The organism is Giesbergeria sp., from assembly GCF_028686475.1.
Lineage (GTDB): Bacteria > Pseudomonadota > Gammaproteobacteria > Burkholderiales > Burkholderiaceae_C > Simplicispira.
Genome location: NZ_JAQUCA010000002.1, coordinates 121,663 through 148,580 on the forward strand (window position 1 = coordinate 121,663; position 26,918 = coordinate 148,580).

A 26,918-nucleotide genomic window follows, 5' to 3' on the forward strand; every position below is an offset into this window, starting at 1 on the left:
GATTTTCAAGAAGCTGGCGACCAGGCTCAATGTGCAAACGTCCCGTTTTCTTGCTCGAATGTCCCATTTTGCACTGCGGCCATGCCGCGGCGCAGGCTACCGGGCAAACTGCCAGTGATTTTTTTGAAAGCCCGCGAGAACGCCGCATCCGACTGGTAACCCACCGATTGCGCCGCGCGCGACAGCGGCATACCCTCTTCCATCCACTGCGTGGCCAGCCGCATCCTGATTTGTGCCAAAAAATGGCTGGGCGAAGTGCCGACAGTCTCTGAAAAGCGCTTGAAAAACCGGGTACGCGACATGCAAGCCACATCGGCCATCGCCTCCACCGTCCAATCGTGTTCGGGCTGGCGCACAATGGCTTCGAGCAGCAGCGCAAACTCGGGCCGCGCCAACACCGCCCACAGGCCAGCACTGACTTCTTGGCGCTGGCACAGGTGCCGAATCACATAAAAAAACATCAAATCCACCAGCCGGGTAATCAGCGGCGAGGGCGCATCCGGATGCGGGCTGTGCTGCGCTTCGGCCAGTATCAAATCAAAAAGCGGTTTGATTTCTTGCAACGTACCACTTTGGCCCGAGACGATGACGTAATCCGGGAACGAGCTTAAAAAAACGCTGTTGAGCGGCGCGCGAAACTCAAAAAAGCCACAGGCCAAAGCGGTGCTGCATGGCACCGTGGCATCGAAGGCCGCCATTGGTATTTTGGGCGCTTGTGCCGCCAGCGTGGCATCGGCGTGCGGGCTGAGCAGGTGCGGCACATCGCGCAAGAAAAACACCGCATCGCCCGCTTGCAGCGCTTGGCTTTGTCCGCTGTGTGGCAAATGCAGCCAGCAGTCGCCATGCAGCAGCACATGAAACCCTGCCCGCGCCAATCCGGTGGTAGAGGCTTGCCAAGAACCACAATACTGCCCCAGATGGAACAGCGTGGTTTGCAGCTCTAGGCTACTGAGCAGCCATTGGATCAAACGGTCTTGGCGGTGGGGCATGGCGTGGTCTGGCAGTGGTCAGGGCGGGAGCCGCGATGCTAGAGTGGCCGCGCCAAAACACCAACAACGTTTTCCGTATTTGTATATGCACGCGGGGCCAAGTACCAGCCACTGCTTATCGACACCTATCAGCGCGCAGCGTGGGCATCCTTTTTCAGCGACAACACCACCGAGGTGCCAATGATGGCCGCCACCACGCCCAAAGACACCGCTACCGGGATTGGGTACACATCCAGCAGCAACATCTTCACGCCAATAAACATCAGCACCAGCGCCAGCCCGTATTTCAGCAGCGAGAAGCGGTCAGCCATATCGGCCATCAGAAAGTACATCGCACGCAGGCCCAAAATAGCAAATACGTTCGAGGTCAGCACAATGAACGGGTCGGTAGTGATGGCAAAAATCGCCGGAATAGAGTCCACGGCAAAAATCACATCGCTCAGTTCAACCAACACCAGCACCAAGAACAAGGGCGTGACGTAGCGCACCCATTGCACATCACCATGTGGGCCGCAAACTTGCTTCTGGACAAAGAAGCGCTCGCCGTGCAGCTCGTTGGTGACTTTCATGTGCTTGCGAATCCAACGAATCACCGGGTTGCTGGACAAATCTGGCTCTTGGTCGGCAAACCACCACATTTTGATACCGGTGATGAGCAAGAAAGCACCAAACACGTACAACAACCAATGGAATTGGGCAATCAGCCACACGCCCGCAAAAATCATCCCGGTACGCATGATGATGGCACCCAACACGCCAAACACCAGCACGCGCTTTTGCAGCTCTAGCGGGATGGCAAAGAAGTTGAACAGCATCAACCAAACAAACACGTTGTCCACGGCCAGCGATTTTTCAATCAAATAGCCGGTGACAAATTGCAAGGCTTTTTCATTCGCCACTTCGCGCCCAGCGGCCCCATCCAAATACCACCAGAGCGCGCCCGCAAACAGCATCGAGACACTGACCCAGATGCCTGACCAAGTAAGCGCCTCTTTGAACGAGACGCGATGCTGCTTGCCGCCACCGACGACAAACAAGTCGATGGCCAGCATGACGAGGACGATGGCGAAGAATCCCGCCCACATCCACCAAGTACCAATGGTTTCCATTGTGTGCTTCCTTGTAAAAATTTGTGCTGGCGGATTATTCCGGCGCTATCATTTCTAATAAACCAGATAAAAATTTACTTTAACTTCTAAAAAACCGAAGCTTCGCCCATGCTCAACTATCGTCACTTGTATTATTTTTGGATGGTGGCCAAAGAAGGTGGCCTGGCCCGTGCCGCCGAACGGCTAGACATGGCCATTCAAACCATCAGCGTGCAAGTGCGGGCCTTAGAAAAATCCTTGGGCCGCCAACTGCTCAAACCCGCTGGGCGCACCGTGGTATTGACCGAAGCCGGTGAGCAAGTGTTTGCCCGTGCCGAAGCTATTTTTCAGCTGGGACAACGTTTAGAAGAGGACATCAGCCAGCAAGATACTGTGGGTGCCAGCGTGCGCTTGGCGGTAGGGCTGTCCGATGGCATCTCGAAACTGGCAGCGCATACTTTGCTCCGACCGGTATTGGCCAGCACCCAGTTGCGCCTGCTGTGCCACGAAGGCGAGTTTGAGCAATTGCAAAGCGAACTGGCCCAGCACCATCTGGATGTGGTGCTGGCCGGGCAGGCAGCACCGCCCAACCCTAACCTGCGCCTGAGCAGCGAACGCATGGTTTCATCTCCGGTAGATTGGTATGGCCCGGCCCCCTTGGTGCAGGCCAGTGCGGGGCTGGCGTTTCCGGCGGTGCTGCAACAACTGCCCATTTTGTTGCCTACGGCGCACTCGGTATTGCGCGCCAGCGTCAATCGGTGGTTGGAAGAACAAGGGCTACGCCCGCATATCGTGGGCGAGTTTGAAGACAGCGCCCTGATGTCGGTGTTTGCAGCACACGGGCTGGGCGTGTTTCCGGTCAGTCGCTTGGGTGCTGACGACATTGGCTTGATGCCCGGCTTGGTGCTGCTAGGACGCTGCGAGGATTTGCACGAAGAAATCCATGCCATTTATGGCCGCCGGGGCCAACACCATCCTTTGGTGCAAAAGCTACTCGCGCGAGGGCTGTGCCAATAGGGCATCAATGGCTTGAATCTCGGCATCGCCCAAATGGCCACTGGCTTGGCGCAGTTTGAGGCTGCCCAGCAGTACGTTGTAACGCGCCAACGCCAAATCGCGCTTGGTTTGGTAGAGTTGGCTTTGGGCGTTGAGCACATCTATATTGATACGCACCCCGACTTGGTAACCCAATTGGTTGGCCTCTAAGGCGCTTTGGCTAGAGGCTTCAGCCGCCTCTAGTGCTTTTACTTGCCCTAAGCCTGATTGCACACCGTAAAAAGCGGCGCGGGCATTCTGCGCCAGCGTGCGGCGCAGGTTGTCTAAATCGGCGCGGGCTTTGGTTTCTAACGCTAAGGTTTCTTTTACCCGATTTTGCACGGCAAAACCAGCAAACAGCGGCAGATTGAGGGCCACGCTAATGCTGGTGCTGTGGGTGCGGCTAGACACACCAGGGGCAGTGAGGGTGCCATTGGGCGCACGCTGGGTGTTGTAGCCCACTTGGGCATCTATGGTGGGCAAATGGCCGGTTTCGGCTTTGCGCGTTTCTAGCTGGGCGACTTCTAGGGCAATGGCGGCTTGGCGCACCAAGGGCTGGGTGCTTTCGGCTTGGGCCACCCAGTGCTGTGGGTTGTCGGGTTGCACCTCTGGCAACAGCACCGGCTGGGCCAAAGGCAATGGCTGGAGCTTGCTTTGGCCTACCAATTGTTCTAAGGCCAAATTTTTGACGCGCAAATCGTTTTCGGCGGCAATTTCTTGTGCCAGCACCAAGTCGTAGCGGGCTTGGGCTTCGCGGGTATCGGTAATGGTGGAGGTGCCAACTTCAAAATTGCGCTTGGCGGCCGCCAATTGCTCGGAGACCGCTGCTTTTTGCGCTTGCACAAAGGTCAGGGTGTCTTGGGCAGCCAGCACGTCAAAATAGCCTTGGCTTACGCGCACCAACAGCTCTTGGGTCACGGCATCCAATTGTGCCTGTGCGGCATCGACCCCACGCTGTGCCTGCTCTAAGCTGATGCGGTTGGCAGGCCGATACAAGGGCTGTGAGGCATTGAGGCCCAAGGTTTGGTTGGTCAGGCCGACATTGCGCGGCCATTGGCTGCCGCCGTTTTCGGTGCGCGATACACCCGCCGACAAGCCCGCACTGGGCAGCAAGCCAGCACGGGCTTGTTCTGCGCGGTGCTGGGCGGCTTCTAGCTGCGCTTGGGCGGCTTGCCAAGGTGCATCGTATTGGCGCGCAGATTCCACCAAGGCCCGCAGGCTTTGGGCTTGTGCTGGCGCTGAAAATGCAGCGGCCACAGCCAGAGTAAGAGGCCACAATGGGCGGAAAAAGCGCATAGCGATAAACTCAGAATTTGAAAGTGGAAGGTTGGGTAAAACCTTGCAAACGTGGCGAGGTGGTGTCCCAAGGTTGGGTGGTCTCAAAACGGGGGCCTTTGCGCTCCACAATCGTCATCCGCATCACCGGAAAATCACCCACAATCGCGGCCAGTCGGCCGTGGTCTTTGAGCTTGGCCAACAAATCTTGCGGTACTTCAGAGACGGAACCACTTAGCACAATCACGTCAAATGGGCCTTCGGGCAGGGCATCGCGCGAGCCATCGCCTTGGCGCACCGTGGCATTGCTGATGCCAGCGCGTTGCAAATTGGCACGGGCTTTTGCTACCAAGTCGGGTTCAATGTCCAAGGCCAGCACTTGGGCGCTGCAACGGGCCAGCAAGGCCGTCATGTAGCCAGAACCTGCACCAATTTCTAGCACTTTTTCGTGCTTGCGGACTTTCAAATCATTGAGCAGGCGGGCTTCGATTTTGGGGGCCAGCATACATTGGCCGGTGCGGATACCCTCTTCAGGGGTGCCGTGCAGCGGGATTTCCATGTCCATAAAGGCCAGATGGCGGTAGGCCAGCGGGGCAAAATCTTCGCGGCGCAGGCTGTGCAGCAGCTCGATCACGTCCGCGTCATACACGTTCCACGGCCTGATTTGCTGCTCGACCATGTTGTAGCGCGCTTGCTCAATCGGGTCATGGGTGTGAATGGAAGACGTGTTCAGGGGCATGTTCATGGAAAAAATCTCCGCAAGGGGCAGTTCGGGGTCAACCCCTGATTTTAGGCCGCCCAGCATGGCTTGGTAGCACCACGACGCTTGCAATCGTGGCTGGAGTTGGTTTTTCTGTGGGGCCGATACCCAAACACAGGCTTCGCCCCACAATGCAGGCATGATGACTTTGCAACACATTACTTTAGGTGGCGGCTGCTTTTGGTGTACCGAGGCCGTCTTTACCCGCTTACGCGGCATCCACCGCGTACAAAGTGGCTATGCCAATGGCCACACCCCACAGCCTAGTTATGAGCAGGTGTGCAGCGGCACTACGGGCCACGCCGAAGTGGTGCAGCTGGCTTTTGACCCTGAAATAATGGGTCTGCGGCAGATTTTAGAAATCTTCTTTGCCACCCACGACCCCACGACCCTCAACCGCCAAGGCCACGATGTCGGCACACAGTACCGCAGTGCTATCTATTGGCACAGCCCAGAGCAAGAAGCGCTGGCCCATGCGTTGATAACCGACATCACGGCCCAAGGCATGTGGGAGGCCCCCATTGTGACCGAAGTGGCCCCCTTGCAAACATTCTGGCCCGCCGAAGACTACCACCAGCAGTATTACGCCCGCCATCCCGCACAAGGCTATTGTGCGGCGGTGATTACGCCCAAACTGGCCAAATTTCGCCAAACCTTTGCCCAATGGCTGCGACATGAAGATGCGTAAAAAATCAGACTTGCCGCAAAAAATTTGCCTGCACTGCGGCTTGCCATTTGTCTGGCGCAAAAAGTGGGCGCGCGATTGGGAACAGGTCAAATACTGTTCCGAACGCTGCCGCCGCTCTGCATGAGATTTTTAAAATATCTCGATATTTTTATCGTAGTCTTACCCAGTCCATACTTGAAAGATAGGAATAAATACCTTTTAGACGCTAAAGCCGGCCTAAGTGATTAGGTGTTTTCCCTTAAATCTCGAGATTTTTTCTGTATTGGGCCAGAATCTGGCATATTTGACTGCGGAACACAGCCCCCGGTTGGGGGCTGCTTTTTGCATCCCCAAGGACAAATCAATATGAAAAAAATCCGCAGCCTGCTGGTGGCCAACCGCAGTGAAATCGCCATCCGCGTCTTGCGCGCTGCCTCCGAGATGGGCATCCGCACCGTGGCCATCTACGCCAATGAAGACCGCTTCGCCTTGCACCGCTTTAAGGCCGATGAGTCGTATTTGGTCGGCGTAGGCAAAAAGCCGATTCAAGCCTATTTGGACATCCCCGACATCATCCGCATTGCCAAAGAAGCAGGGGTCGATGCCATTCACCCCGGCTATGGTTTCTTGTCGGAAAACCCTGACTTCGCTTTGGCTTGCGCCCAAGCCGGTATCGCCTTTATTGGCCCCAGCAGCGATGTCATGAAGCAACTGGGCAACAAAGTGGCAGCACGCGAGTTGGCCGAGCGCGCTGGCGTGCCGGTGGTGCCCGCCACCATCGCTTTGCCGCACGATATTGACAAAGCGCAAGCAATGGCCCAAGCCGTGGGTTACCCGCTGATGCTCAAAGCCAGCTGGGGCGGTGGTGGACGCGGTATGCGCGTGGTAGAGAAACTGCCGCCGAGCTGCCCGGAGCGATTGACGTGGCACGCCGCGAAGCCCAAAGCGCCTTTGGCAACGATGAGGTGTATTTAGAAAAACTGGTACGCCGCGCCCGCCATGTGGAAGTGCAGGTGATGGAAGAAGTCGGCTTACCCTTGCACTTCCACACCCACGACACCAGTGGCATTGCCGCCGCCTCCGTGCTGGCAGCGGTAGAAGCTGGTTGTGATGCGGTGGATGGCGCTTTGGATGCGCTCTCGGGCCTGACCTCACAGCCCAATTTAGGCTCTATTGCTGCCGCGCTGCAAGGCACCGAGCGCGACCCCGGCATGGATGGCGCTGCGTTGCTCTCGCTGTCGCAATACTGGGAAGGGGTGCGCCACGCCTACGCCCCGTTTGAGCCGGAAATCCGTTCCGGCACTTCGGATGTCTATAACCACGCCATGCCCGGCGGCCAATACACCAATCTGCGCGAACAAGCCCGGGCGATGGGCTTGGAACACCGCTGGCCGGAAATCTCACGCGCTTATGCCGATGTAAACCAACTGTTTGGCGACATTGTCAAAGTCACACCCACCTCTAAGGTGGTGGGGGATATGGCCATCTTTATGGTGGCCAATGATTTGACCCCGCAAGAGGTGGCGCATCCAGAGAAAGAAATCGCCTTCCCCGAGTCGGTGATTTCCTTGTTCAAGGGCGAATTGGGCTTTCCGCCCGAAGGCTTCCCCAAAGCCTTGGAGGCGAAGGTACTCAAGGGCGAGCAGCCTTTGGCAGGCCGCGTGGGCAACTTCTTGCCCGCTGTCGATTTGGAGGCCAAACGCCACGAAGCCGAGCAAGCGCTGGGCCGCCACATCAGCGACACCGATTTGGCCTCGTACCTGATGTACCCCAAGGTGTACAAAGACTATGCCGAACACCGTCGCCACTACAGTGATGTCTCGCTGCTGCCCACTTCGGCTTTCTTCTATGGTCTGCAAGACAACGAAGAAGTAGCGGTAGAAATCGACCGGGGTAAGTCCTTGGTGGTGCGCCAGACTGGCCGCTCCGAAGCGCCAGACGAAGAAGGCATGATCAAGGTCTTCTTTGAACTGAACGGCCAACCGCGTACCGTGCGCGTGGAAAAAACCGGGACCAGTGCCAGCAAACGCGCCCATGCCCGGCATGGTGGTCACGGTGGCGGTGAAGCCCGGCCAAAAGGTGGCCAAGGGCGCACCACTCATCACCCTAGAGGCCATGAAAATGGAAACTGTACTCACAGCCGAGCGCGATGCCACGATCAAGGCCGTGCATGTGAAATCCGGTGATACGGTAGAGGCCAAAGATTTGGTGGTCGAATTCGCCTAAGACCACTCGGCCTATCATGCACCTGAATGGTGCAGCCTGAGCAGCTCCAGTACACTGGCACCTTGCCGCGCCAGTGCTGGGGCTGCTTTGTTGTCTTCCAAATTTTTTGAAGGGTGATTTCATCATGCGCCGTGTTTGGCTCTCTTGCGTTGCAGTTTTGTTTTCGACCCCCATCATGCTGGCGCAAGCCCAGTCGCATTCTGAGCAAGAAAAACAGCAAGACATCGAACGCCACCGCGCAATGGCAGCTGCCCATACGGCAGCAGCGCAATGCTTGGCCTCGGGCAAAGACGAGCAACAATGCCTGAAAGAATTGCAAGCGGCCTGCAAAAACTTGGCGATTGGCAAATACTGCGGCATGAAGCACGGGCACTAAACCCATTTCTGCATGGCTATTTTTCGGCAGCAACCACATCGACCTGCTTGGCCCTGCTTGGGGGCTGCGCCCAGCCGTGCGCTGTGGTGGCTGTGCGCGCTGCTGCTGGTGTTGGCCCCCAGTCTGGGCCAGATACACCGTGTTTTGCACAGCGGGCAGGCTGCTCACCCGCCGCTGGCGCTGCATGACACCATCAGCGCCCATCCAGACCATCCCGCCAGTGGCTTACACCAGCTATTTTCCAGCCACCGCCCTACCGACCCCAATTGCCTTTTATTAGACGAAGGCAGTTGGGCCACGCCCGAAGTTGCTTTACAGCCGCTGCCTCCACTGGCACCGGCCACGCTGCGCCCAGCAGGGCCATACAGCCACCCGGCCGCCACACGCTTAGCGGCCTTTCAGGCACGCGCTCCACCCGATAAGTCTCTGGGTTGAGACTTCATCCCACCTGATTGATTTTGCAGCCGGTGTTTTTGCATGCTTTGCATGGCAGCACGGGCTAGTCTTTCTTTTTTCCGCTGCAATCCTGCACCGCCTGCCATCGCTTAGACCGATGGCAGGCGTGTGGCGTGCGTCGCGCGGTTGTTTCTTGATTTTTTATGTCGTCTTTCTCCTCTTCCTTGCCTTTGGTGGCACCTGCATCGGTCTGCCGTCCTGCCCAACAGCCTCTGCGCCGCCAACCACTGGCTTATGCCGTCGCTTGGTTCTTGGCCAGCTTGGGCAGCAACGCACCAGCCCAAACGCCTAGCGCTGCTGCGCCGGTAGTGGCTTTGCCCGACGTTACCGTGTCGGCCAGTGGTTTGCAACACAGCAGCAACGATATGGCGACCCCAGTCACTGTTTTGGAGGGCGACGAGTTGCTCCAGCGGCGGCAAGCCAATTTGGGCGAAACGCTCAATGGCGAGCCGGGCATCCACTCTAGCCATTTTGGAGCTGGGGCCAGTCGCCCCATCATCCGGGGCATGGATGGCCCGCGTGTACGTTTACTCTCCGATGGTGCCCCCATCCATGATGCCTCCACCATCAGCCCCGACCATGCCGTGGTGGCCGAGCCATTATTGGCCACCCAAATCGAAGTGCTACGTGGTCCCGCCGCACTGACGCACGGTGGTGGCGCTATCGGCGGTGTAGTCAATGTGTTGGATGGCAAAGTGCCCACCGCCATTCCAGCCAAAGGCTACGAAGGCAGTGCCGAATTGCGTGCCAGCAGCGCCAATGCCGAGCGTGCTGGCGCTTTCAGCCTCACTGGGGGTGCTGGGGCGGTAGCGATTCACGTCGAAGGTAGCAAAAGCCAAGCCAACGACTACCGAGTGGGCCAAGGTTGGGCCGGAGGGCGCAAAGTGGCAGGCAGCTTTAACGATAACGACAGCGCCAGTTTAGGTGTTTCTTGGGTGGGAAAGCGTGGCTACCTTGGTTTGGCTTACAGCCGCCAAAATGCCGATTACGGCCTGCCCGGCCACAGCCACAGCTACGATGGCTGTCATCTACATGGCATGAGCTTGCACTGTGGCGGCCACGGCCCCGAGCTAGAACACGGAGATGAACATCACGAGGATGAGCATGGTGCAGCACATGGTGTGCCCGTAGTCGATTTACGCAGTGAACGGCTGGATGTGCGCGGCGAGTTACGCAACCCCCTGCCCGGTTTTAGCAATTTGCGCCTGCGTGCCGGTAAAACCGATTACCAACACCACGAAAAAGAAGCCGGTGCTATCAGCACCACTTTCAGCAACCGTGCCCATGACATGCGCTTAGAAATGCAACATCTGCCGGTGGCTGGTTGGCGTGGCGTGCTGGGCGTACAAACCAGCCAGCGCCGTTTTGCTGCCGAAGGCGAAGAAGCCTACATCCAACCCACCGACACACGCCAACGCAGCCTGTTTGTGTTGGAAGAATACCGCTGGCAAAATTGGCGCTTTGAGGCCGCCTTGCGCCACGAACACCAAACCATCTTGGCCGCTCAACCTGGCACAGCAACCAGCCACGATGGCACTTCGGCAGCCTTGGGCGCGGTGTGGAGATTTCAACCCGGTTACCAACTGCAAGCCTCTTGGAGCCACGCTAAACGCTTACCCACCGCGGAAGAGTTGTATGCCCGGGGCCTGCACCTCGCCACCAGCACCTACGAACTCGGCAACGCCCAGTTGCACAGCGAAACCGCGCAAAATATCGACCTCGGGTTACGCAAAACTGCTGGCGACACCACGTTTGACATCAGTTTGTTCCATAACCGGGTCAAAAACTATATCTATGGCCGCACGCTAGAGGAATTGGATGGCCTGCAACTGCTGCAATACCAGCAACAAGACGCACGTTTTACCGGCTTGGAAGGGCGCGTGCAACAGCGCCTGGGCCGAGACTTTAGCATCAGTTTATTTGGTGATGTGGTGCGCGCCCGTTTGGATGGCGGCGGCAAACTGCCGCGTATTCCAGCCGACCGGGTGGGCCTGCGCTTGGATGGTCAGTGGCAAGCGTGGCAAGGCTACACCGAGTGGGTACAAGTGGCGCGCCAAACCCGCATTGCTGCCTTTGAAAGCGAAACCCCCAGCTATGGCCTGTTGAATCTGGGGCTGTCCTACCAAACCCGCAGCAGCAGCGGCCAAGCGTGGAAAATCTACCTGCGCGCGCGCAACCTGAATGACCGACTGGCCTACGCCCACAGCTCTTTCATTAAAAATGCAGCTCCGTTAATGGGACGTAATATCACGCTGGGCGTGCGCTTAGACTTCTAACTATCTGATAAACCAGATAAATTTGGTTACATTGCTGGCATCAGTAGCCTCGTGCTGGCAATGGAAATGGCGTTCAATGGAGCAAATCTCCTGCAACGCCATCTCCTTGACTGTTATGCCAGCCCCAACAACACCGGAAGACATCCGCCCCGCCGACCTGAAAACCATCCTGCATTCCAAGCGGGCCAATCTTTACTACTTGGAACACTGCCGCGTTTTGGTCAACGGTGGCCGGGTGGAATATGTAACTGACGCGGGAAAGCGCAGCTTGTACTGGAATATTCCTATCGCCAACACCACCAGCATTTTGCTGGGCACAGGTACTTCCATCACCCAAGCGGCCATGCGTGAGCTGGCCAAGGCGGGCGTGTTGGTAGGGTTTTGTGGTGGTGGCGGCACGCCTTTGTTCACTGCCAATGAAGTCGATGTGGAAGTGGCATGGCTGCTACCCCAGAGTGAATATCGCCCCACCCCATATTTGCAGTCTTGGGTGAAATTTTGGTTTGAGGACGACTTGCGCTTGGCAGCGGCCAAGCAATTGCAACTGCTAAGGCTAGAGCGTTTGTTGCCTGCATGGAACACGCGCACATTGCGCGAAGCCGGTTTTGCCGTAGATGCGAACCAACTGCAAACGCTGGTACAGCAGTTTCGCGTGCTGATAACCAATGCCCCCGATGTTACTGCCTTGCTTACGGACGAAGCCCGCCTGACCAAAGCCCTGTTTAAGCTGGCCGTGCAAGCCACAGGCTATGGCGACTTTACCCGCGCCAAACGTGGCACAGGCACCGACCCGGCCAACCGCTTTCTAGACCACGGCAATTATCTGGCCTATGGCTTGGGTGCAACCGCCACTTGGGTACTCGGGTTGCCACATGGTTTAGCCGTACTGCATGGCAAAACGCGTCGGGGTGGCTTGGTTTTTGATGCCGCCGATTTGGTGAAAGATGCTGTCATCCTGCCGCAAGCGTTTCTCTCGGCCATGCGTGGTGATGATGAGCAGTCCTTCCGCCGCCATTGCATTGAAGCCCTGACCCGCACCGAAGCGCTAGACTTCATCATCGAATCGCTCCAGCAGATTGCAAACGACACCGCACGACTGGCCCAACACACTGCAACCTCGACCAGTACGACCGGAGACACCCCATGAATGTGCTGTTTATTTCACAATGCAGCAAACGGGCGCTGACCGAAACCCGCCGCATCCTAGACCAGTTTGCCGAGCGCCGGGGCGATAGAACTTGGCAAACCCCCATCACCCAAGCTGGGCTAGACACTGTACGCAAACTTTTGCGCCAAACGGCGCGTAAAAACACCGCCGTGGCCTGCCACTGGATACATGGCAAAGACCACAGCGAACTGCTCTGGGTAGTGGGCGATGGCCGCCAGTTCAATACCGAAGGTGCAGTACCTACCAACACCACTGCCAACGATGTGTTGCGGGCCAACGATGAAAATACTTGGCACCATCTACCGTTGCTGACGGCCTTGAGCGCCTTGGCTGCTTTGCTGCATGACTTGGGCAAAGCCACGCAGGCTTTTCAAGACCGCTTGCGCCAACCCGGCCTGCGTGAACGCAACCTTTATCGGCATGAATGGGTTTCGGTGCGCTTGTTTCAGGCTTTTGTGGGCAACGATGATGATGCGGGCTGGCTACAACGCTTGGCCGCTTGTGGCAATGCAGCGCTTGATGCTTCAGCCTTTGAAGCCTTGTGGTTAGACCACCAAAAAGGACGCTTGCTGCGCGATGGCCTAGATACCCCACAGGCCGAAGGCCGTCTGCCATTTGCGGTGTTACCACCGTTGGCGCAAGCCGTAGCGTGGCTGATTTTGACCCACCACCGCCTGCCTTGCCTGCCAGTAGCAAAAGCCAATGGCAGCAGTGACGAAGACATCGACCAGCCACAAAACAAATACTGCCGCTTTGGGGCGCACCCTAGCTCGGTCAACCTTCTGACCTTGCAAGCTCTGTTGCAGCGCATCAATGCCGATTGGAATGAACCACACGAAGCCAGCCACGATTCCACGGTACGCGCCTATTGGACTTTTCCGCACGGGCTGCCGGTGGTGATGTTGCCTTGGCGCAAACAGGCGGCACGCTATGCCCAAAAATTGCTGGCGTTGTCGCAATTACCCACCCACATCACAGCACTGCATGACCCCTTTGCCATGCACGTCTCGCGCCTGTGCTTGATGCTGGCCGATCACCATTACTCCAGCATCAACGCTGAAGAGCAGCGCAAACCCTACCGTAACCCCAGCTATCCCCTGTATGCCAACACCAGCAAAAATCCTGCTGGTGCCTCTGTGTTCAATCAAACACTGGATGAGCATCTGCTGGGCGTGCAGGCCCATGCCTCATTGGTAGCGCATTCCTTGCCCTCGCTGGTACGCAGTTTGCCCGCCTTACAAAACCACCGTGGCCTGAGAAAACGCAGTGCTGATGCCCGTTTTCAATGGCAAGACAAAGCCGCTGATATAGCCGCCAGCGTGCGCCAGCGCAGTGCATCGCAAGGAGCGTTTATTGTCAATATGGCCTCTACCGGCTGTGGCAAAACGCTGGGCAATGCCCGCATTATGAACGCTTTGGCCCATCCCGAGCTGGGCTTGCGCTGCGCCTTTGCTATTGGCTTGCGTACCCTGACCTTGCAGACTGGGCGAGTGTTTCAGCATGATTTAGGTTTGGGCGAAGATCAGTTGGCCATCCAAGTGGGCGGTGCCGCCAGTCGTGCCCTGTTTGAGTATTGGGAGGCCCAAGCCGAGGCCACCGGGTCTGCCTCTAGCCAAGCCCTGTTGGATGAAGGCGGACAAGTGCTGTTTGAGGGCAATGACCGCCATCCCCTGCTAGAGCGCCTGAGCAACGATGCCAAGGTACGCTCTTTGATTGCCGCCCCCCTGTTGGTGTGTACGGTCGATCACCTCACGCCCGCCACCGAAAGCCTGCGCGGAGGCCGCCAAATTGCCCCCATGTTGCGCCTCATGACGGGTGATTTGGTGCTGGACGAGCCAGACGATTTTGACATGGCCGACCTGCCCGCACTCACGCGCTTGGTGCATTGGGCCGGGCTATTGGGGGCGCGGGTGCTGTTGTCCTCGGCCACCTTGCCACCGGCGTTGGTAGAAGGGCTATTTTTGGCTTACCAAGCGGGGCGCACGGTGTTCCAGCAGCACCGCAGTGAGCGCCCGAGCGAAGTACCCCAAATTTGCTGTTTGTGGGTAGATGAATTTCACCAAACGGTTTTGGATTGCCCAGACCGTGCCACTTTCCAAGCCGCCCATGCAGCGTATGTGCAAAAGCGCACGACGCAATTGGGCAACACTGAGGTACGCCGCCGTGCCCAAATTGTGCCCTTGCCCCCAGAGTGGAATGACATGGACAAAACATTCCGGCGCACCGACTTTGCCCGGTTTTTGTTGCAATGTGCGTGGCAGTTGCACCAGCAGCCACAAAACCACAGCCTAGACCCTGCCAGTGGCAAGCGTATCAGCGTGGGGCTGATTCGGATGCCCAACATCGAACCGCTGTTTGACGTGGCCTTGGCTATGTACCAACAAGGCATCTCAGTGGCCGGGGTGCATGTGCATCTGTGCGTCTATCACTCGCAATTTCCCTTGCTGGCGCGCTCCAGCATCGAACACCAACTTGATACCCTACTCAACCGCCGCTCAAGCACTGGTAGCCCTGACCCCATCCTTCAACAGCCTGCCATACGAGCCTTGATAGATGCACATCCAGAAAAAGACCAACTGTTTATCGTCTTAGGTAGCCCCGTAACCGAAGTAGGCCGCGACCATGACTATGACTGGGCGGTGGTAGAACCCTCTTCGATGCGCTCCTTCATCCAACTGGCAGGCCGAGTGCGCCGCCACCGTGCTGGCGCGGTGGACAAGGCCAACCTGCTGCTGCTCGATAGCAATCTACGGGCCTATGAGGAGCAACCGGGCAAGGCTGCATTTTGCAAACCAGGATTTGAGACAGAAAAAGTCAACGCAAAAACCGATGCAGCGTACTACTTCCATCTGCAATCCCATTCCTTGCAAGAACTGCTGCTGCGCCAAACCCAAGGGGCTACAGATTGGCCGATAGATGCACGCCCCCGCATTAGCGCCGGTAAATTACAACCCACTAAAAACTTGGTGGACTTAGAACACGCCCGGATGCACGATGCCATGCTGCCCCGTAGCGCAGACCAAGCAGCTGCCACACCGGTAAAACGTGCCGCCAGCCTGTATTGGGCCAGCCATGAAAGGCTGTGGTTGACTGGGCTATTGCCACAGTACCAACGTTTTCGTGATGACCCGGCACCAAGGGTTGATGTGGTTTGGTTGCCTGACGACGACGAAGAGCGCCTGTCTTTGCACCGCGTGGTAGATGGACAGCGGCGTGGCGATAAGTTGTATCCGACAGTAGAAAGCCAGTTGCATCGCATACCGCTGGTGGCAAAAACCAGCATCACGCCGTGGATTCGAGTGGATTTACTCGATGAATTAACCCACCTTGCCCAAAGCAAGGATTGGACACTGCGGAAATGTGCTGAACGCTACGCCACAGCAAGCCTGCCAGACCAGCAGCAAGGCTGGCGCTGGCATGAGCTGCTGGGATTTAGCCGGGCAAAATAAGCCTGTTTAGGCAGGGTGCAACTGCATCGGATGCACCGCCTGCATGGCCGTTTGCAGGGTTTGATTTAACTCTGCCGAGCGTAAATCGTAGGCCGTTTGCAAATTCAGCCACGATTGTGCATCGCCACCAAAGAAGCGACTCAAGCGCAAGGCCGTATCGGCGCTGACACCACGCCGCTCTAACACGATGTCGTTGATACGCGAGGCCGGCACATGCAAATGCCGGGCCAGCGCATTGGCGCTCATGTTCATCGGCTTGAGATAGTCCTCGCGCAAGACTTCGCCAGGGTGTACCGGGCGCATACCGTTTTTTATCATGTTGCAACTCCTATGCAGCAGCCAAGGAAAGGGCTTCAGTGGTAGTCCACGATTTCCACATCAGCAACCCCTTGTTCTGTCCAAACAAAACACACCCGCCATTGTTCATTGATGCGAATACTGTGCTGGCCTTGGCGGTCTCCGGCCAGCCTTTCCAACCGGTTGCCCGGAGGGCTACGCAGAAACTCCAGTGTGGTTGCGGCATCCAGTTGTGCCAACTTGCGTTCTGCTACGGTCTGGATGTTGGCAAATTGGCGGGTTCTTCCACTGGCGAACAGGCGTTGCGTTTCCTAACATTTGAAAGAAAGTATGGTCATGCAGGGAAATTTTATACCGTTTACCGGTAATAAGTACACTGCCTATGCGGCAGAAAAAAGAGCAACGATGCTCTCAAGCATCATTTTCTAAGCTGCTTCTACAGCAGTAGTATGTATCGCATTGTAACAAACAACCTCAAGTATCATGGATTAGATTAAGCTGCTATTCCAGAACAACCGAGGAACCCGATATGCCCCTCACCGAACGCCGTTTGCTCTGGCATGGAGTTATTGCAACCTTCATCCAAGAGAGGCTGGATGCCAAACTCGACAAGCTCAAGGATGACGATGCAAAACGCCTAGAACTATTAGCGCAACACCAGTATGGCGCATGGATTGAGAACGCAGCCAAACGGGTGGGACAAATCCAAGCCGTCACCCATGCCCTCAAACCCATACACCCTGATGCCCGAGGTACTAATCTCTATGTGGAGCCAAACCAGTTACCCAAATTGGAAGTGCTAGGCAGCCACGCGCTAGGAACCACTTTTGCAGGTGATGTAGTAGGTAATGCGGCCGCCTTAGATGTGTACAAGTTTTTGCGGCTAGAGTTAAACGGCTGTAGTTTGCTGGCTGCTTTGTTGGCCGAAGACGAAGCGGCTATGCAAGCACTGCATGATGACCCAGTGCAGGCTCAAACTTTACGCGATGCTTTTGCCGCACTCACGCAGCCGCGCACAGGTGGCCCCAGCTCGCATCCACTGGCCAAGCAGTTGTACTGGCTTACTGATAGCGACCCATGTGTGGATAGCCATTATGAGTTACTGGCTCCGCTGTTTCCTACCTCACTGGCCCATGTCGTCCACGCGCACATCCAAGAACACCGCTTTGGCGAGGCCAACAAGGCCGCCCGGCAAGCCTACTACGCACACAAAGCCAATACAGGGGTTTTTCACCATTACCCCAATTTGGCGGTGCAAAAAATGGGCGGAACGAAGCCGCAAAATATCAGCCAACTTAATAGTGAACGCGGCGGTAACAATTACCTCTTGGCCTCGTTGCCTCCCACATGGAGGGCCAGTGCTGCTCGGCTGCCCGTACACAGCCATTCGGTGTTTGAACGTCTTTTCTCGGCCCGGCCCGAAGTACGCAAAACGCTACGCCAGTTGCGCCAGTTTCTAGCCTCTGACCCAGAGCCGAATCAGCAAACCCGCCAGCGCCGCGCCGCCTACATCGACACCCTGATTGACGAAATGGTTTCTCTATCAGGCGAGTTGGTACAAACCATGCCCGCAGGTTGGACAAGCCAAAGTGTGGACACCGAAGACCGCTTCAAAGAGTTGAATCGTGCAGAACAACTTTGGCTCGACCCGCTACGCGCCCAACTACCAGCAGAAACTGATTTCGCCCAAGAATGGTTAAAAATGGATTGGCCTGCCGAGGTGGGTAAACGTTTTGCCAACTGGCTCAACCATGCGCTAAAAAACCAACTGCCCGTGGGTGATGCCGAGGCCCAACAATGGCAAAAAGCCTTGTTGGTCGATGAAGATGGCTTTAAGCAACAACTGCGCGAGTTACGCCAGCGGCTGGATAAACAAGCCATGCCAGAACCCGGAGCAACGCTATGAGCTTGTCATCTATTCCCCAAGCTATTTTGGTATTTCCGCACCTGCGCGTGCAAAACGCCAATGCCATTTCCAGCCCACTGACGCATGGTTTTCCATCCATCACCGCCTTTACCGGCCTGATGTGGGCGTTAGAGCGCCAACTGGCCCAATCCAACATCCCGCTGCATTTGCACCAAGTGGGCATCATCTGCCACCAGCATCAGGAGCAAGTGGCCCCCGGTTTTGTGCATACCTTCCACCTGACGCGCAACCCCATCGATAAAGATGGCAGCACCGCCGCGATTGTGGAAGAAGGCCGTATCCATCTGGATATCACACTGGTGTTTACCGTGTCAGAAAACACACCCAGTAGCGCAGTGCCCACCTTGGTACAAGGCAGCGAAGAAGCCATGCAGCAATGGGCCGATGCAGCGGGGCAAATTTTGTCGCAGATGCGCGTTGCCGGGGGCAGCTTACTGCCGGGGCGTGCTGCCCCTGGCCGACGGCTACGCCCTTGGCTGGCGGTGTTACCAGACGATGCCGCCCAGCGTGAACAGCAATGGCGACACTGGCGACGGCAGTGGCTGCCCGGATTTGCCTTGGTGGCACGCGATGATTTACTGGTCGAACGTTTGGCTGAACTGCAAAAACAACAACCTCAAGCCACTTTGCTCGATGCTTGGCTACACGCCAGCCGCTTTAACTACCAACCCGCACAGCCAGAGCCAGACACCTCCGAGAAAAAGGTGACATGGGCCGACCCGCAACGCGGCCCCGGCAGCGGTTGGATTGTGCCGATTCCCGTGGGTTACGCCGCCTTGTCGGAGCGCCATCCCCCTGGTGTGGTGGCCAATGCCCGCGATGCCCGTGTGCCCGTGCGCTTTGTCGAGGCCGTCTATTCTTTGGGTGAATGGCTCAGTCCGCACCGACTCACACACTTAGAGCAATTACTCTGGCAGGCACACACCGACGAAGCCCAAGGTTTGTACCGCTGCCGCAATGCTTACAAGTCCCCCGATGCCGCACTGTCGGACGCTGAAGACAGCGACGACGATGACTACCCCTACTGACATCCTTCTTCCCGCCATTCCCCTTCTCCCTCGTGTTGCAAAAGGACTGAACCACCATGTCGAATTCCCTAAAAACTGCCTCCGTCTTGGCTTTTGAGCGCAAACTTGACCCTTCTGATGCTGTGTTTCATGCAGGCTGCTGGGACGAGCGTGACGCGGCTGCATCGTGGGCTGCGGTGCAGGTACGCACCAAATCTGTGCGCGGCACCATCTCCAACCGGCTCAAAACCAAAGACCAAGACCCAGCCAAACTCGACGCTGCCATCGAAAATCCCAACTTGCAAACCGTGGATGTAGCCGCCTTGCCTGCCGATGCAGACACGTTAAAAGTGCAATTTACTCTGCGGGTTTTAGCAGGTGCTGGTACGCCATCGGCCTGCAACAGTGCCGAATACCAAGCCAAATTGGCCCAAACCGTCCAAACCTATGTAGCCAGCCACGGTTTTACTGCTTTGGCCCAGCGTTATGCAGCCAATTTAGCCAATGGCCGCTTTTTATGGCGCAACCGTGTCGGAGCAGAAAGCGTACAAGTGCAGGTAAGCCAGCTGAAAAATGGCAAAGCAGAAACAACTTGGGTGTTTGATGCACTGGCACATCCTTTGCGCGCACTCGACACCAGCCATCAAGACCTTCAAGCCTTAGCAGCACTGCTGGCTGCTGGCTTGGCTGGTACAGCACATGTTTTGCTGCAAATTACTGCCTTTGTTCGTCTGGGAGCAGGCCAAGAAGTGTTTCCATCGCAAGAACTCATTTTGGACAAGGGCAGCGCGGGTAAAAGTAAAACCCTGTACCACATTGGCGAGAAAGGCCATGAAATCGCCGCCATTCATTCACAAAAAATTGGCAATGCCATTCGTACCATCGACAACTGGTATGAAGGAGCTGAGCAATTGGGGCCGATTGCTGTGGAACCCTACGGCTCTGTCACCACACAGGGCAAAGCCTATCGTCAACCCAAGCAAAAGCAAGATTTTTATACCTTGCTCGACAATTGGTTGCTCAATGACAAAGTGCCTACCGTAGAACAGCAGCATTTCGTCATGGCGGTGCTGATTCGGGGTGGCGTGTTTGGCGATGCAAGTTGATGCTATGACCACCCATTACATTGATTTAACCCTGCTGCCTGACCCAGAGTTTAGCCAAGCCCATCTTTGGCGGGCGCTCTATGCCAAACTGCATCGGGCCTTGGTGCAATTACAAACCTCGGCCATTGGGGTAAGTTTTCCGCAATACCAGTTAAAGCCACAAACTTTAGGGCAAGTTTTGCGTTTGCATGGTGAAATAGCCCCATTAGAGCAATTGATGGCCACCGATTGGCTCAAGGGGATGCGCGACCATGTAACAGTGGCTAGTTTGGCCCCTGCACCTGCCCAAGCACCGCACCGCATTGTCCAGCGGCAGCAGTTTAAAACCAGTGTTGAAAGGTTACGCCGCCGCCGTATGCAGCGCAAAGGTGAGACAGTTGAACAGGCCATCGCAGCCATTCCAGATAGTATGGAGCGCCGCCCACCGCGTTTGCCCTATGTGCAACTGCGTAGCAGCAGCAATGGGCAATCATTCTACCTCTGGATTGAGCAAGGGCCACTGCAAGCCCTGCCCAGCACTGGCCGGGGCTTCAATGCTTACGGCTTGGGCCAAGCCAGTGGTGATAGCATCCCGTGGTTCTGACCCTTTTTTAGGGCCGCCCTCAGTTCTTATACAAATCAATGACTTGCGTCAGAGGCGTAGAAAAGGGGAGGTAGCTCTTTTAGGGTACAATGTCCTTTAAAAACCGACACTTGGCCGAAATTTCGGCCAGTTTTCTGCCGCACAGGCAGCTTAGAAATCTCGGTCGGGATTTAGACGCTTGGTATGCCGGTTTTCTGCCGCACAGGCAGCTTAGAAATCCGTTCTTTTTCAGTTCCTCTTTTCCGTTCCGTTTTCTGCCGCACAGGCAGCTTAGAAAATCAGTGTGCCAGCACCCGCCGTGCCAGCCGTGTTTTCTGCCGCACAGGCAGCTTAGAAAAACAATGGGTTTGTTGACGCGCATGGATTCCAGTTTTCTGCCGCACAGGCAGCTTAGAAAAAGCGCAGTCTTTGGTGTCGTTGTAGTGCATAGTTTTCTGCCGCACAGGCAGCTTAGAAAAGCAAGCCAAAGCCTTTGACCCCGGAAAACTGGTTTTCTGCCGCACAGGCAGCTTAGAAATCAATAAAGCGCTCGCGCAGTAGCCAGCGCGCGTTTTCTGCCGCACAGGCAGCTTAGAAAACATGGACAAGTGGCTTCTGTCTGAGATTGCGTGTTTTCTGCCGCACAGGCAGCTTAGAAATCTATCTGCCCGCGCCTTGCTAGTTTTTACATGTTTTCTGCCGCACAGGCAGCTTAGAAAATCGGTTTGAAGGCTTCGGACATGGCGCGGTCGTTTTCTGCCGCACAGGCAGCTTAGAAAATTGTGTAATCTTGCGCCGCACTAATCGCCAAGTTTTCTGCCGCACAGGCAGCTTAGAAACTGCAAGATGCCGTCAACAAAAAGCCGATGCACGTTTTCTGCCGCACAGGCAGCTTAGAAATACCCCCCAAGCCCACATTGCCGTAGCTACCCGTTTTCTGCCGCACAGGCAGCTTAGAAACGGAACACATCATCGGCCATCGCCACGGCGTTCGTTTTCTGCCGCACAGGCAGCTTAGAAATTGGTGGCAGTGCTGCAAAAAAGCACTTGCCAGTTTTCTGCCGCACAGGCAGCTTAGAAACGCCCCGGCGCACGGTTTGAGGTCAAGCGGGAGTTTTCTGCCGCACAGGCAGCTTAGAAATGTCCAGGCAGGGCGCTTGAATGATGGCACCCGTTTTCTGCCGCACAGGCAGCTTAGAAAACTTTGCGGCCATCCTTCAATGGGCCTGTGACGTTTTCTGCCGCACAGGCAGCTTAGAAAATGCCAGAAAGCCGACTACATCAGCGCCAGATTGTTTTCTGCCGCACAGGCAGCTTAGAAAGGGGCAAGGGCAGCAATACTGAAGGGGCAGATGTTTTCTGCCGCACAGGCAGCTTAGAAATGTGACTGATAACGCTACTACCCCTGTGACTGGTTTTCTACCGCACAGGCAGCTTAGAAAACTGCACTCCTTCACGAAGTAGCTGCAAGCATGTTTTCTGCCGCACAGGCAGCTTAGAAATTAGCTACTGACATTTAATGTAAGGGCCATCAGTTTTCTGCCGCACAGGCAGCTTAGGAAACTTGCGCCTTGGCAGTGCCAGGCAGTGCTAGACCAAAAACGAAAAAAGCCAGCAATGACGCTGGCTTACGTGGCTTTTGTGCCTGATAGTTCCTGTCAGTTCCTATTGCAGAATCACTCCCACTCAATGGTGGCTGGAGGCTTGCTCGACACATCATAGGTCACACGGTTGATGCCGCGTACCTCATTGATGATGCGGCCAGAGACCTTCTTGAGCAGCGCATAGGGCAGTTCGGCCCAATCAGCGGTCATGAAGTCAGAAGTTTGCACCGCACGCAGCGCGACCACGTAGTCGTAGGTGCGGCCATCACCCATCACGCCCACGCTTTTCACCGGTAAAAATACCGTAAAGGCTTGGCTAGTCAGGTCGTACCAACTCTTGCCGCAGGCTTCATCGACAAAATTGCCCAATTCTTCAATGAAGATGGCATCCGCACGGCGCAGTAAATCGGCATACTCCTTCTTCACTTCGCCCAAAATACGCACGCCTAAACCGGGGCCGGGGAAGGGGTGGCGATAGACCATATTGCGCGGCAGGCCCAAAGCCACGCCCAGTTCACGCACTTCGTCTTTGAACAAATCGCGCAGCGGCTCTAATAATTTCAAGCCCAATTGCTCAGGTAGACCACCGACGTTGTGGTGGCTCTTGATGGTGACAGCCTTTTTGCTCTTAGCGCCGCCAGACTCAATCACATCGGGATAAATCGTGCCTTGGGCTAAGAAAGTCGCCCCCTTGTGCCCGCCATCACCGGCTTTGAGTTTAGCGGCTTCTGCCTTAAACACATCGACAAACAAACCACCAATGATTTTGCGTTTTTGCTCTGGGTCAGAAACCCCAGCCAGCTTGCCCAAGAACAGCTCGGACGCATCGACCCGAATCACCTTGGCGTGCAATTTGCCTGCAAACATCTCCATCACCATGTCGCCCTCGTTCAGGCGCAGCAGCCCATGATCGACAAACACACAGGTAAGCTGGTCGCCAATGGCACGGTGAATCAGCGCGGCCGCCACGGACGAATCAACGCCACCCGACAGGCCCAAAATCACCTCTTCATCGCCCACCTGTTCACGGATTTTTTGCACCGCTTCGGCGATGTAGTCGCCCATAATCCAATCCGGGCGGGCTTGGCAAATATCCAGCACAAAGCGATTGAGCAGGGCTTGGCCTTGCACGGTGTGCGTGACTTCGGGGTGGAACTGCACCGCATAGTATTTGCGCGCCTCGTCGGCCATACCGGCAATCGGGCAGCTCGGGGTGCTGGCCATCACTTCAAAGCCGGGCGGCAGTTGCGTTACCTTGTCGCCGTGGCTCATCCAGACCTTGAGCATCCCGTGGCCTTCGGGCGTGGTGAAGTCGGCAATATCCTTCAGCAAGGCGGTATGGCCGTGGGCGCGCACTTCAGCATAGCCAAACTCGCGTGTGTGGCCGCTTTCTACCTTTCCGCCCAATTGTTGCGCCATGGTTTGCATACCGTAGCAAATGCCCAGCACCGGCACGCCCAGGTCAAATACGGCCTGTGGGGCGCGGTCAGTGCTGTCTTCATATACGCTGGCATGGCTGCCGGACAAAATCACGCCCTTGAGCGTGCCGTCTTGGGCATAGGCGCGCACCCAGTCGTCCGAGACATCGCAAGGATGCACTTCGCAGAACACATGGGCTTCGCGCACCCGGCGGGCAATTAACTGCGTGACTTGGGAACCGAAGTCAAGGATGAGGATTTTGGAATGTTGCATGGCGATAAAAAGAAAAAGGCCCGAACACCACTGGCTGGGTTCGGGCCTGTCAATACAGAAAAATCAATCGGCGCGGTAGTTGGGTGCTTCTTTGGTGATTTGCACGTCATGGACGTGGCTTTCGCGGATACCAGCGGTGGTAATTTCGACAAACTCGGCTTTTTCGTTCATCTCAGCAATGGTGGCGCAACCGCAATAGCCCATTGCGGCGCGCACGCCACCGGCCATCTGATAGACGATGGAAACCATCGAACCCTTGTAGGGTACGCGGCCTTCAATGCCCTCGGGCACCAGCTTGTCGGCATTGGGGTTGCCGGTGCTGGATTCTTGGAAGTAGCGGTCGGCGCTGCCTTGCTGCATGGCACCAATACTGCCCATGCCACGGTAGCTTTTGTAAGAGCGCCCTTGGAACAAAATCACCTCGCCGGGGGCTTCTTCGGTACCGGCAAACATGCCACCCATCATGATGGTGCTGGCCCCAGCGGCCAAGGCTTTGGCGATGTCGCCGGAGTAGCGAACGCCACCGTCGGCAATCAAAGGCACGCCGGTGCCCTTGAGGGCTGTCGCTACGCTGTCGATGGCCATGATTTGCGGCACCCCGACACCCGCCACAATGCGCGTGGTGCAGATAGAACCGGGGCCAATCCCCACCTTGACCGCATCGGCACCGGCCTCGACCAGCGCCAGCGCTGCTGCGCCGGTAGCAATGTTGCCGCCGACCACATCCACCTGCGGGTAATTTTGCTTGACCCAACGCACGCGCTCAATCACACCTTGACTGTGGCCGTGGGCCGTATCCACAATGATGGCATCCACGCCCGCACGTACCAGCGCCTCAACGCGCTCTTCGGTGCCTGCACCCACGCCCACGGCAGCACCCACGCGCAAGCGGCCAGAGGCATCGCGGGCGGCATTGGGAAAGCTGGTTTGTTTGGTGATGTCTTTAACGGTGATGAGGCCCTTGAGCTCAAAGGCATCGTTGACCACCAAGATGCGCTCTAATTTGTGCTTGTTCAGCAGGGCTTTAGCGGCGGCGGGGCTGGTGTTGTCGCGCTCGTTGACGGTAATGAGCCTCTCGCGCGGGGTCATGATTTGATGCACTTTGACATCGTAGCGGGTCTCAAAGCGCAAATCGCGCCCCGTAACGATACCCACCACCTTGCCACCGTCGCAGACCGGAAAGCCAGAAATGCCCAATTGCTCAGACAATTGCAACACCTGTAACACCGTGTGTTCTGGCGTAATGACTACGGGGTCGCGCAGTACGCCCGATTCGTAGCGCTTGACGCGCGCCACTTGGGCGGCCTGCTCTTGGGCTGTAAGGTTTTTGTGTACGATGCCAATACCGCCCTCTTGGGCGATGGCAATGGCCAAGCGTGCCTCGGTCACGGTATCCATCGCGGCGGAGACCAAAGGCAGGTTGAGCGCAATGTTGCGCGAGAAACGGGTGGCCAGGGAGGTGTCCTTGGGCAGGACTTGGGAGTACGCTGGCACCAACAACACGTCGTCGAAGGTGAGTGCTTTTCCAAGAAGGCGCATGTGAAAGCTCCAAAAAACCGATTGTAGCCGTCTCTAGCGCCCCGCACCGTTGGCCAGCACCGCTACACTTGCACCCATGAAAAAGCACTACGCCCTTTTGCTTGCACTGCTGGCCACCCTGTCATTGGGCGTTGAGGCCCAATGGCAATGGATAGAAAAAGATGGCCGCAAGGTTTTCAGTGACCGTGCGCCCCCAATAGACATCCCCGAGCAGAGCATTTTGCGCCGCCCCGGCAACCACCAGCCCACCACTGCGCCCGCGCCTGCCACAGAGGCCGCACCCAGCACCGAAGCAGCCACCGGTAGCACCACCAAAGCGGCACCCAAGCCGACTTTGGTCGATAAAGAGCTGCAAGCCCGCAAAGCCCAAGCCGAAGCAGCTGAAGAGGCAAAAAAGAAAGCCGAAGAAGAACGCCAAGCGAAAAGCAAAGCCGAGAACTGCACCCGCGCCCGCACGGCCAAAACCACTTTTGAATCAGGGCAATTGTTGCGCCACACCAACGCCCAAGGCGAGAGTGTCTTTATGGACGAGGCCACGCGCAAAGCCGAAACCCAGCGCCTGCAAGGCATCATCGACAACGATTGCAAACGCTAAAAATTTGCTGGATTACAGCCGGGCTTTGGGGCGGGCAAACAAGCCCGCAGCGCGGGCACCTTGGCGTGCAAAACGTTCGCGTCGGGCCACCTTGGGGTCCACCGTCAGGGGGCGGTAAAGCTCTACCCGGTCTAAATCGTGCAGTGGCTGGCTTAATGGCCGCACTTTGCCCCAAATGCCGCAAGGGGGCCAAGCGTGCAGTGGCACATCGGGCGGCAACAAGCCACTGGCACGCACCGCATCGGCCAAAATCGCCCCCGCAGGCAGTTGCAAGGCGCACTCTAGCACTTGGCCCGGCTGCAACGACGCGGCCACCACCACCCGAATATCAGCCATACACCTGCTGGGCGCGCTTGATAAAGGCATCGACCATCGTGGCGGCGATGCGGTCAAATACAGGACCTACCAACCCGGCCAGCACCTTGTTAGAAAACCCATAATGCAGTTTTAGCTCTACGCGCGAGGCCCGTTGCGAGCCATCGCCCACCGCATGGAACTGCCAATCACCGTCCAAGCGCGAAAATGGCCCCTTGACCAGCCGCATCTGTACCCGTCGCCCTTGCTCGTGGGTGTTGCGCGTCACAAACGACTGGCGCAGGCCACTGAGGGCGATGCCGATTTCGGCCAGCATACTGTTACCGTCATGCTCTAGCACACGCGCCCGGTCGCACCACGGCAAAAACTGTGGATACTTATCCACCCCCGTGACCAAGGCAAACATCTCTTCGGGGCTATACCAAATGAGGACGGACTTACTAACAGTTTTCATGGAGTGGTGGTAGGCAAACTAGAATCACAGCTAACGCGACAACCGCCATTGTAGG

Annotated in this window: 23 protein-coding genes, 1 pseudogene and 1 CRISPR repeat array; of the genes and pseudogenes, 14 read left to right on the forward strand and 10 right to left on the reverse strand. The window is 56.6% G+C overall.

The features are described from left to right. Positions 1 to 26 precede the first annotated feature (26 nt). Together PHX60_RS01930 and PHX60_RS01935 are read right to left on the reverse strand one after the other, a co-directional pair. Positions 27 to 989 carry an AraC family transcriptional regulator gene (locus PHX60_RS01930; protein WP_300073919.1) on the reverse strand — a complete coding sequence of 321 codons (963 nt, stop codon included), beginning with the start codon at positions 987 to 989 and terminating at the stop codon, positions 27 to 29. Between the two features lie 128 nt (positions 990 to 1,117). Continuing rightward, positions 1,118 to 2,098 (reverse strand): TerC family protein, encoded by a 981-nt coding sequence (locus PHX60_RS01935; protein WP_300073922.1) that lies wholly within the window; start codon positions 2,096 to 2,098, stop codon positions 1,118 to 1,120. 108 nt (positions 2,099 to 2,206) lie between these two features. Here PHX60_RS01935 and PHX60_RS01940 point away from each other — a divergent pair, with 108 nt between their 5' ends. Continuing rightward, positions 2,207 to 3,094: a LysR family transcriptional regulator gene (locus PHX60_RS01940; protein ID WP_300073925.1), complete on the forward strand. Its 888-nt coding sequence runs from the start codon at positions 2,207 to 2,209 to the stop codon at positions 3,092 to 3,094. Here PHX60_RS01940 and PHX60_RS01945 read toward each other — a convergent pair. Next, positions 3,068 to 4,408 carry a TolC family outer membrane protein gene (locus tag PHX60_RS01945; protein ID WP_300073928.1) on the reverse strand — a complete coding sequence of 447 codons (1,341 nt, stop codon included), beginning with the start codon at positions 4,406 to 4,408 and terminating at the stop codon, positions 3,068 to 3,070. The two genes, PHX60_RS01940 and PHX60_RS01945, sit on opposite strands and share 27 nt — an antisense overlap. A gap of 10 nt (positions 4,409 to 4,418) precedes the next feature. Continuing rightward, complete coding sequence (locus PHX60_RS01950) at positions 4,419 to 5,132, reverse strand: protein-L-isoaspartate O-methyltransferase (RefSeq protein ID WP_300074223.1); 714 nt, start codon at positions 5,130 to 5,132, stop codon at positions 4,419 to 4,421. A 154-nt stretch (positions 5,133 to 5,286) separates the two neighbouring features. Between PHX60_RS01950 and msrA the strand changes: the two genes are divergently transcribed. The 8 genes and pseudogenes from msrA to cas3f all read left to right on the forward strand — a co-directional run bounded on the left by msrA (position 5,287) and on the right by cas3f (position 15,765). Further along, the gene (gene msrA, locus PHX60_RS01955) at positions 5,287 to 5,835 is read left to right on the forward strand and encodes a peptide-methionine (S)-S-oxide reductase MsrA (protein WP_300073931.1); all 549 of its coding nucleotides are present in this window, start codon (positions 5,287 to 5,289) and stop codon (positions 5,833 to 5,835) included. After that, positions 5,822 to 5,959, forward strand: coding sequence for a DUF2256 domain-containing protein (locus PHX60_RS01960; protein ID WP_300073934.1), 138 nt, complete (start codon positions 5,822 to 5,824; stop codon positions 5,957 to 5,959). The genes msrA and PHX60_RS01960 overlap by 14 nt, the downstream gene beginning before the upstream one ends. 221 nt (positions 5,960 to 6,180) lie before the next feature. Next, a pseudogene (locus PHX60_RS01965) lies at positions 6,181 to 8,040 on the forward strand (biotin carboxylase N-terminal domain-containing protein). Between the two features lie 124 nt (positions 8,041 to 8,164). Further along, positions 8,165 to 8,416, forward strand: a complete 252-nt coding sequence (locus PHX60_RS01970; RefSeq protein WP_300073938.1) for a hypothetical protein — start codon at positions 8,165 to 8,167, stop codon at positions 8,414 to 8,416. A gap of 12 nt (positions 8,417 to 8,428) precedes the next feature. After that, entirely contained in the window at positions 8,429 to 8,851 is a 423-nt protein-coding gene (locus PHX60_RS01975; protein WP_300073941.1) for a hypothetical protein, read from the forward strand. A gap of 164 nt (positions 8,852 to 9,015) precedes the next feature. Next, positions 9,016 to 11,148, forward strand: coding sequence for a TonB-dependent receptor (locus tag PHX60_RS01980; protein ID WP_300073944.1), 2,133 nt, complete (start codon positions 9,016 to 9,018; stop codon positions 11,146 to 11,148). A gap of 115 nt (positions 11,149 to 11,263) precedes the next feature. Next, positions 11,264 to 12,295: a type I-F CRISPR-associated endonuclease Cas1f gene (gene cas1f / locus PHX60_RS01985; protein WP_300073946.1), complete on the forward strand. Its 1,032-nt coding sequence runs from the start codon at positions 11,264 to 11,266 to the stop codon at positions 12,293 to 12,295. Continuing rightward, the gene (gene cas3f / locus PHX60_RS01990) at positions 12,292 to 15,765 is read left to right on the forward strand and encodes a type I-F CRISPR-associated helicase Cas3f (protein ID WP_300073949.1); all 3,474 of its coding nucleotides are present in this window, start codon (positions 12,292 to 12,294) and stop codon (positions 15,763 to 15,765) included. Before cas1f ends, cas3f begins: the two co-directional genes overlap by 4 nt. Positions 15,766 to 15,771: 6 nt before the next feature. On the opposite strand, the gene PHX60_RS01995 is transcribed toward cas3f, so the two are convergent. Together PHX60_RS01995 and PHX60_RS02000 are read right to left on the reverse strand one after the other, a co-directional pair. After that, complete coding sequence (locus PHX60_RS01995) at positions 15,772 to 16,083, reverse strand: HigA family addiction module antitoxin (RefSeq protein WP_300073952.1); 312 nt, start codon at positions 16,081 to 16,083, stop codon at positions 15,772 to 15,774. A gap of 35 nt (positions 16,084 to 16,118) precedes the next feature. After that, positions 16,119 to 16,361 (reverse strand): type II toxin-antitoxin system RelE/ParE family toxin, encoded by a 243-nt coding sequence (locus PHX60_RS02000; protein WP_300074226.1) that lies wholly within the window; start codon positions 16,359 to 16,361, stop codon positions 16,119 to 16,121. A gap of 230 nt (positions 16,362 to 16,591) precedes the next feature. Between PHX60_RS02000 and csy1 the strand changes: the two genes are divergently transcribed. From csy1 to cas6f, 4 genes are read left to right on the forward strand one after another with little or no spacing between them, the layout of a single operon-like run. After that, positions 16,592 to 17,968 (forward strand): type I-F CRISPR-associated protein Csy1, encoded by a 1,377-nt coding sequence (csy1, locus tag PHX60_RS02005; RefSeq protein WP_300073955.1) that lies wholly within the window; start codon positions 16,592 to 16,594, stop codon positions 17,966 to 17,968. After that, positions 17,965 to 19,017, forward strand: coding sequence for a type I-F CRISPR-associated protein Csy2 (gene csy2, locus PHX60_RS02010; RefSeq protein WP_300073957.1), 1,053 nt, complete (start codon positions 17,965 to 17,967; stop codon positions 19,015 to 19,017). The genes csy1 and csy2 overlap by 4 nt, the downstream gene beginning before the upstream one ends. 56 nt (positions 19,018 to 19,073) lie before the next feature. Next, positions 19,074 to 20,102: a type I-F CRISPR-associated protein Csy3 gene (gene csy3 / locus PHX60_RS02015; RefSeq protein ID WP_300073960.1), complete on the forward strand. Its 1,029-nt coding sequence runs from the start codon at positions 19,074 to 19,076 to the stop codon at positions 20,100 to 20,102. 4 nt (positions 20,103 to 20,106) lie between these two features. Beyond that, a complete protein-coding gene (cas6f, locus tag PHX60_RS02020; protein WP_300073963.1) occupies positions 20,107 to 20,685 on the forward strand; it encodes a type I-F CRISPR-associated endoribonuclease Cas6/Csy4 in 579 nt (192 codons plus the stop codon). A gap of 129 nt (positions 20,686 to 20,814) precedes the next feature. After that, positions 20,815 to 22,226: direct repeats of the CRISPR family, unit length 28 nt; unit sequence GTTTTCTGCCGCACAGGCAGCTTAGAAA. A gap of 114 nt (positions 22,227 to 22,340) precedes the next feature. On the opposite strand, the gene guaA is transcribed toward cas6f, so the two are convergent. Continuing rightward, positions 22,341 to 23,960 (reverse strand): glutamine-hydrolyzing GMP synthase, encoded by a 1,620-nt coding sequence (gene guaA / locus PHX60_RS02025; protein ID WP_300073965.1) that lies wholly within the window; start codon positions 23,958 to 23,960, stop codon positions 22,341 to 22,343. 63 nt (positions 23,961 to 24,023) lie between these two features. Further along, positions 24,024 to 25,499, reverse strand: a complete 1,476-nt coding sequence (guaB, locus tag PHX60_RS02030) for an IMP dehydrogenase (protein WP_300073968.1) — start codon at positions 25,497 to 25,499, stop codon at positions 24,024 to 24,026. Between the two features lie 76 nt (positions 25,500 to 25,575). Between guaB and PHX60_RS02035 the strand changes: the two genes are divergently transcribed. Next, on the forward strand, positions 25,576 to 26,094 hold the full coding sequence (locus PHX60_RS02035) for a DUF4124 domain-containing protein (protein WP_300073971.1): 519 nt from the start codon (positions 25,576 to 25,578) through the stop codon (positions 26,092 to 26,094). A 12-nt stretch (positions 26,095 to 26,106) separates the two neighbouring features. On the opposite strand, the gene PHX60_RS02040 is transcribed toward PHX60_RS02035, so the two are convergent. Then, entirely contained in the window at positions 26,107 to 26,430 is a 324-nt protein-coding gene (locus tag PHX60_RS02040; protein WP_300073974.1) for an RnfH family protein, read from the reverse strand. After that, positions 26,423 to 26,863: a type II toxin-antitoxin system RatA family toxin gene (locus PHX60_RS02045; RefSeq protein ID WP_300073976.1), complete on the reverse strand. Its 441-nt coding sequence runs from the start codon at positions 26,861 to 26,863 to the stop codon at positions 26,423 to 26,425. The genes PHX60_RS02040 and PHX60_RS02045 overlap by 8 nt, the downstream gene beginning before the upstream one ends. Positions 26,864 to 26,918: the final 55 nt, after the last annotated feature.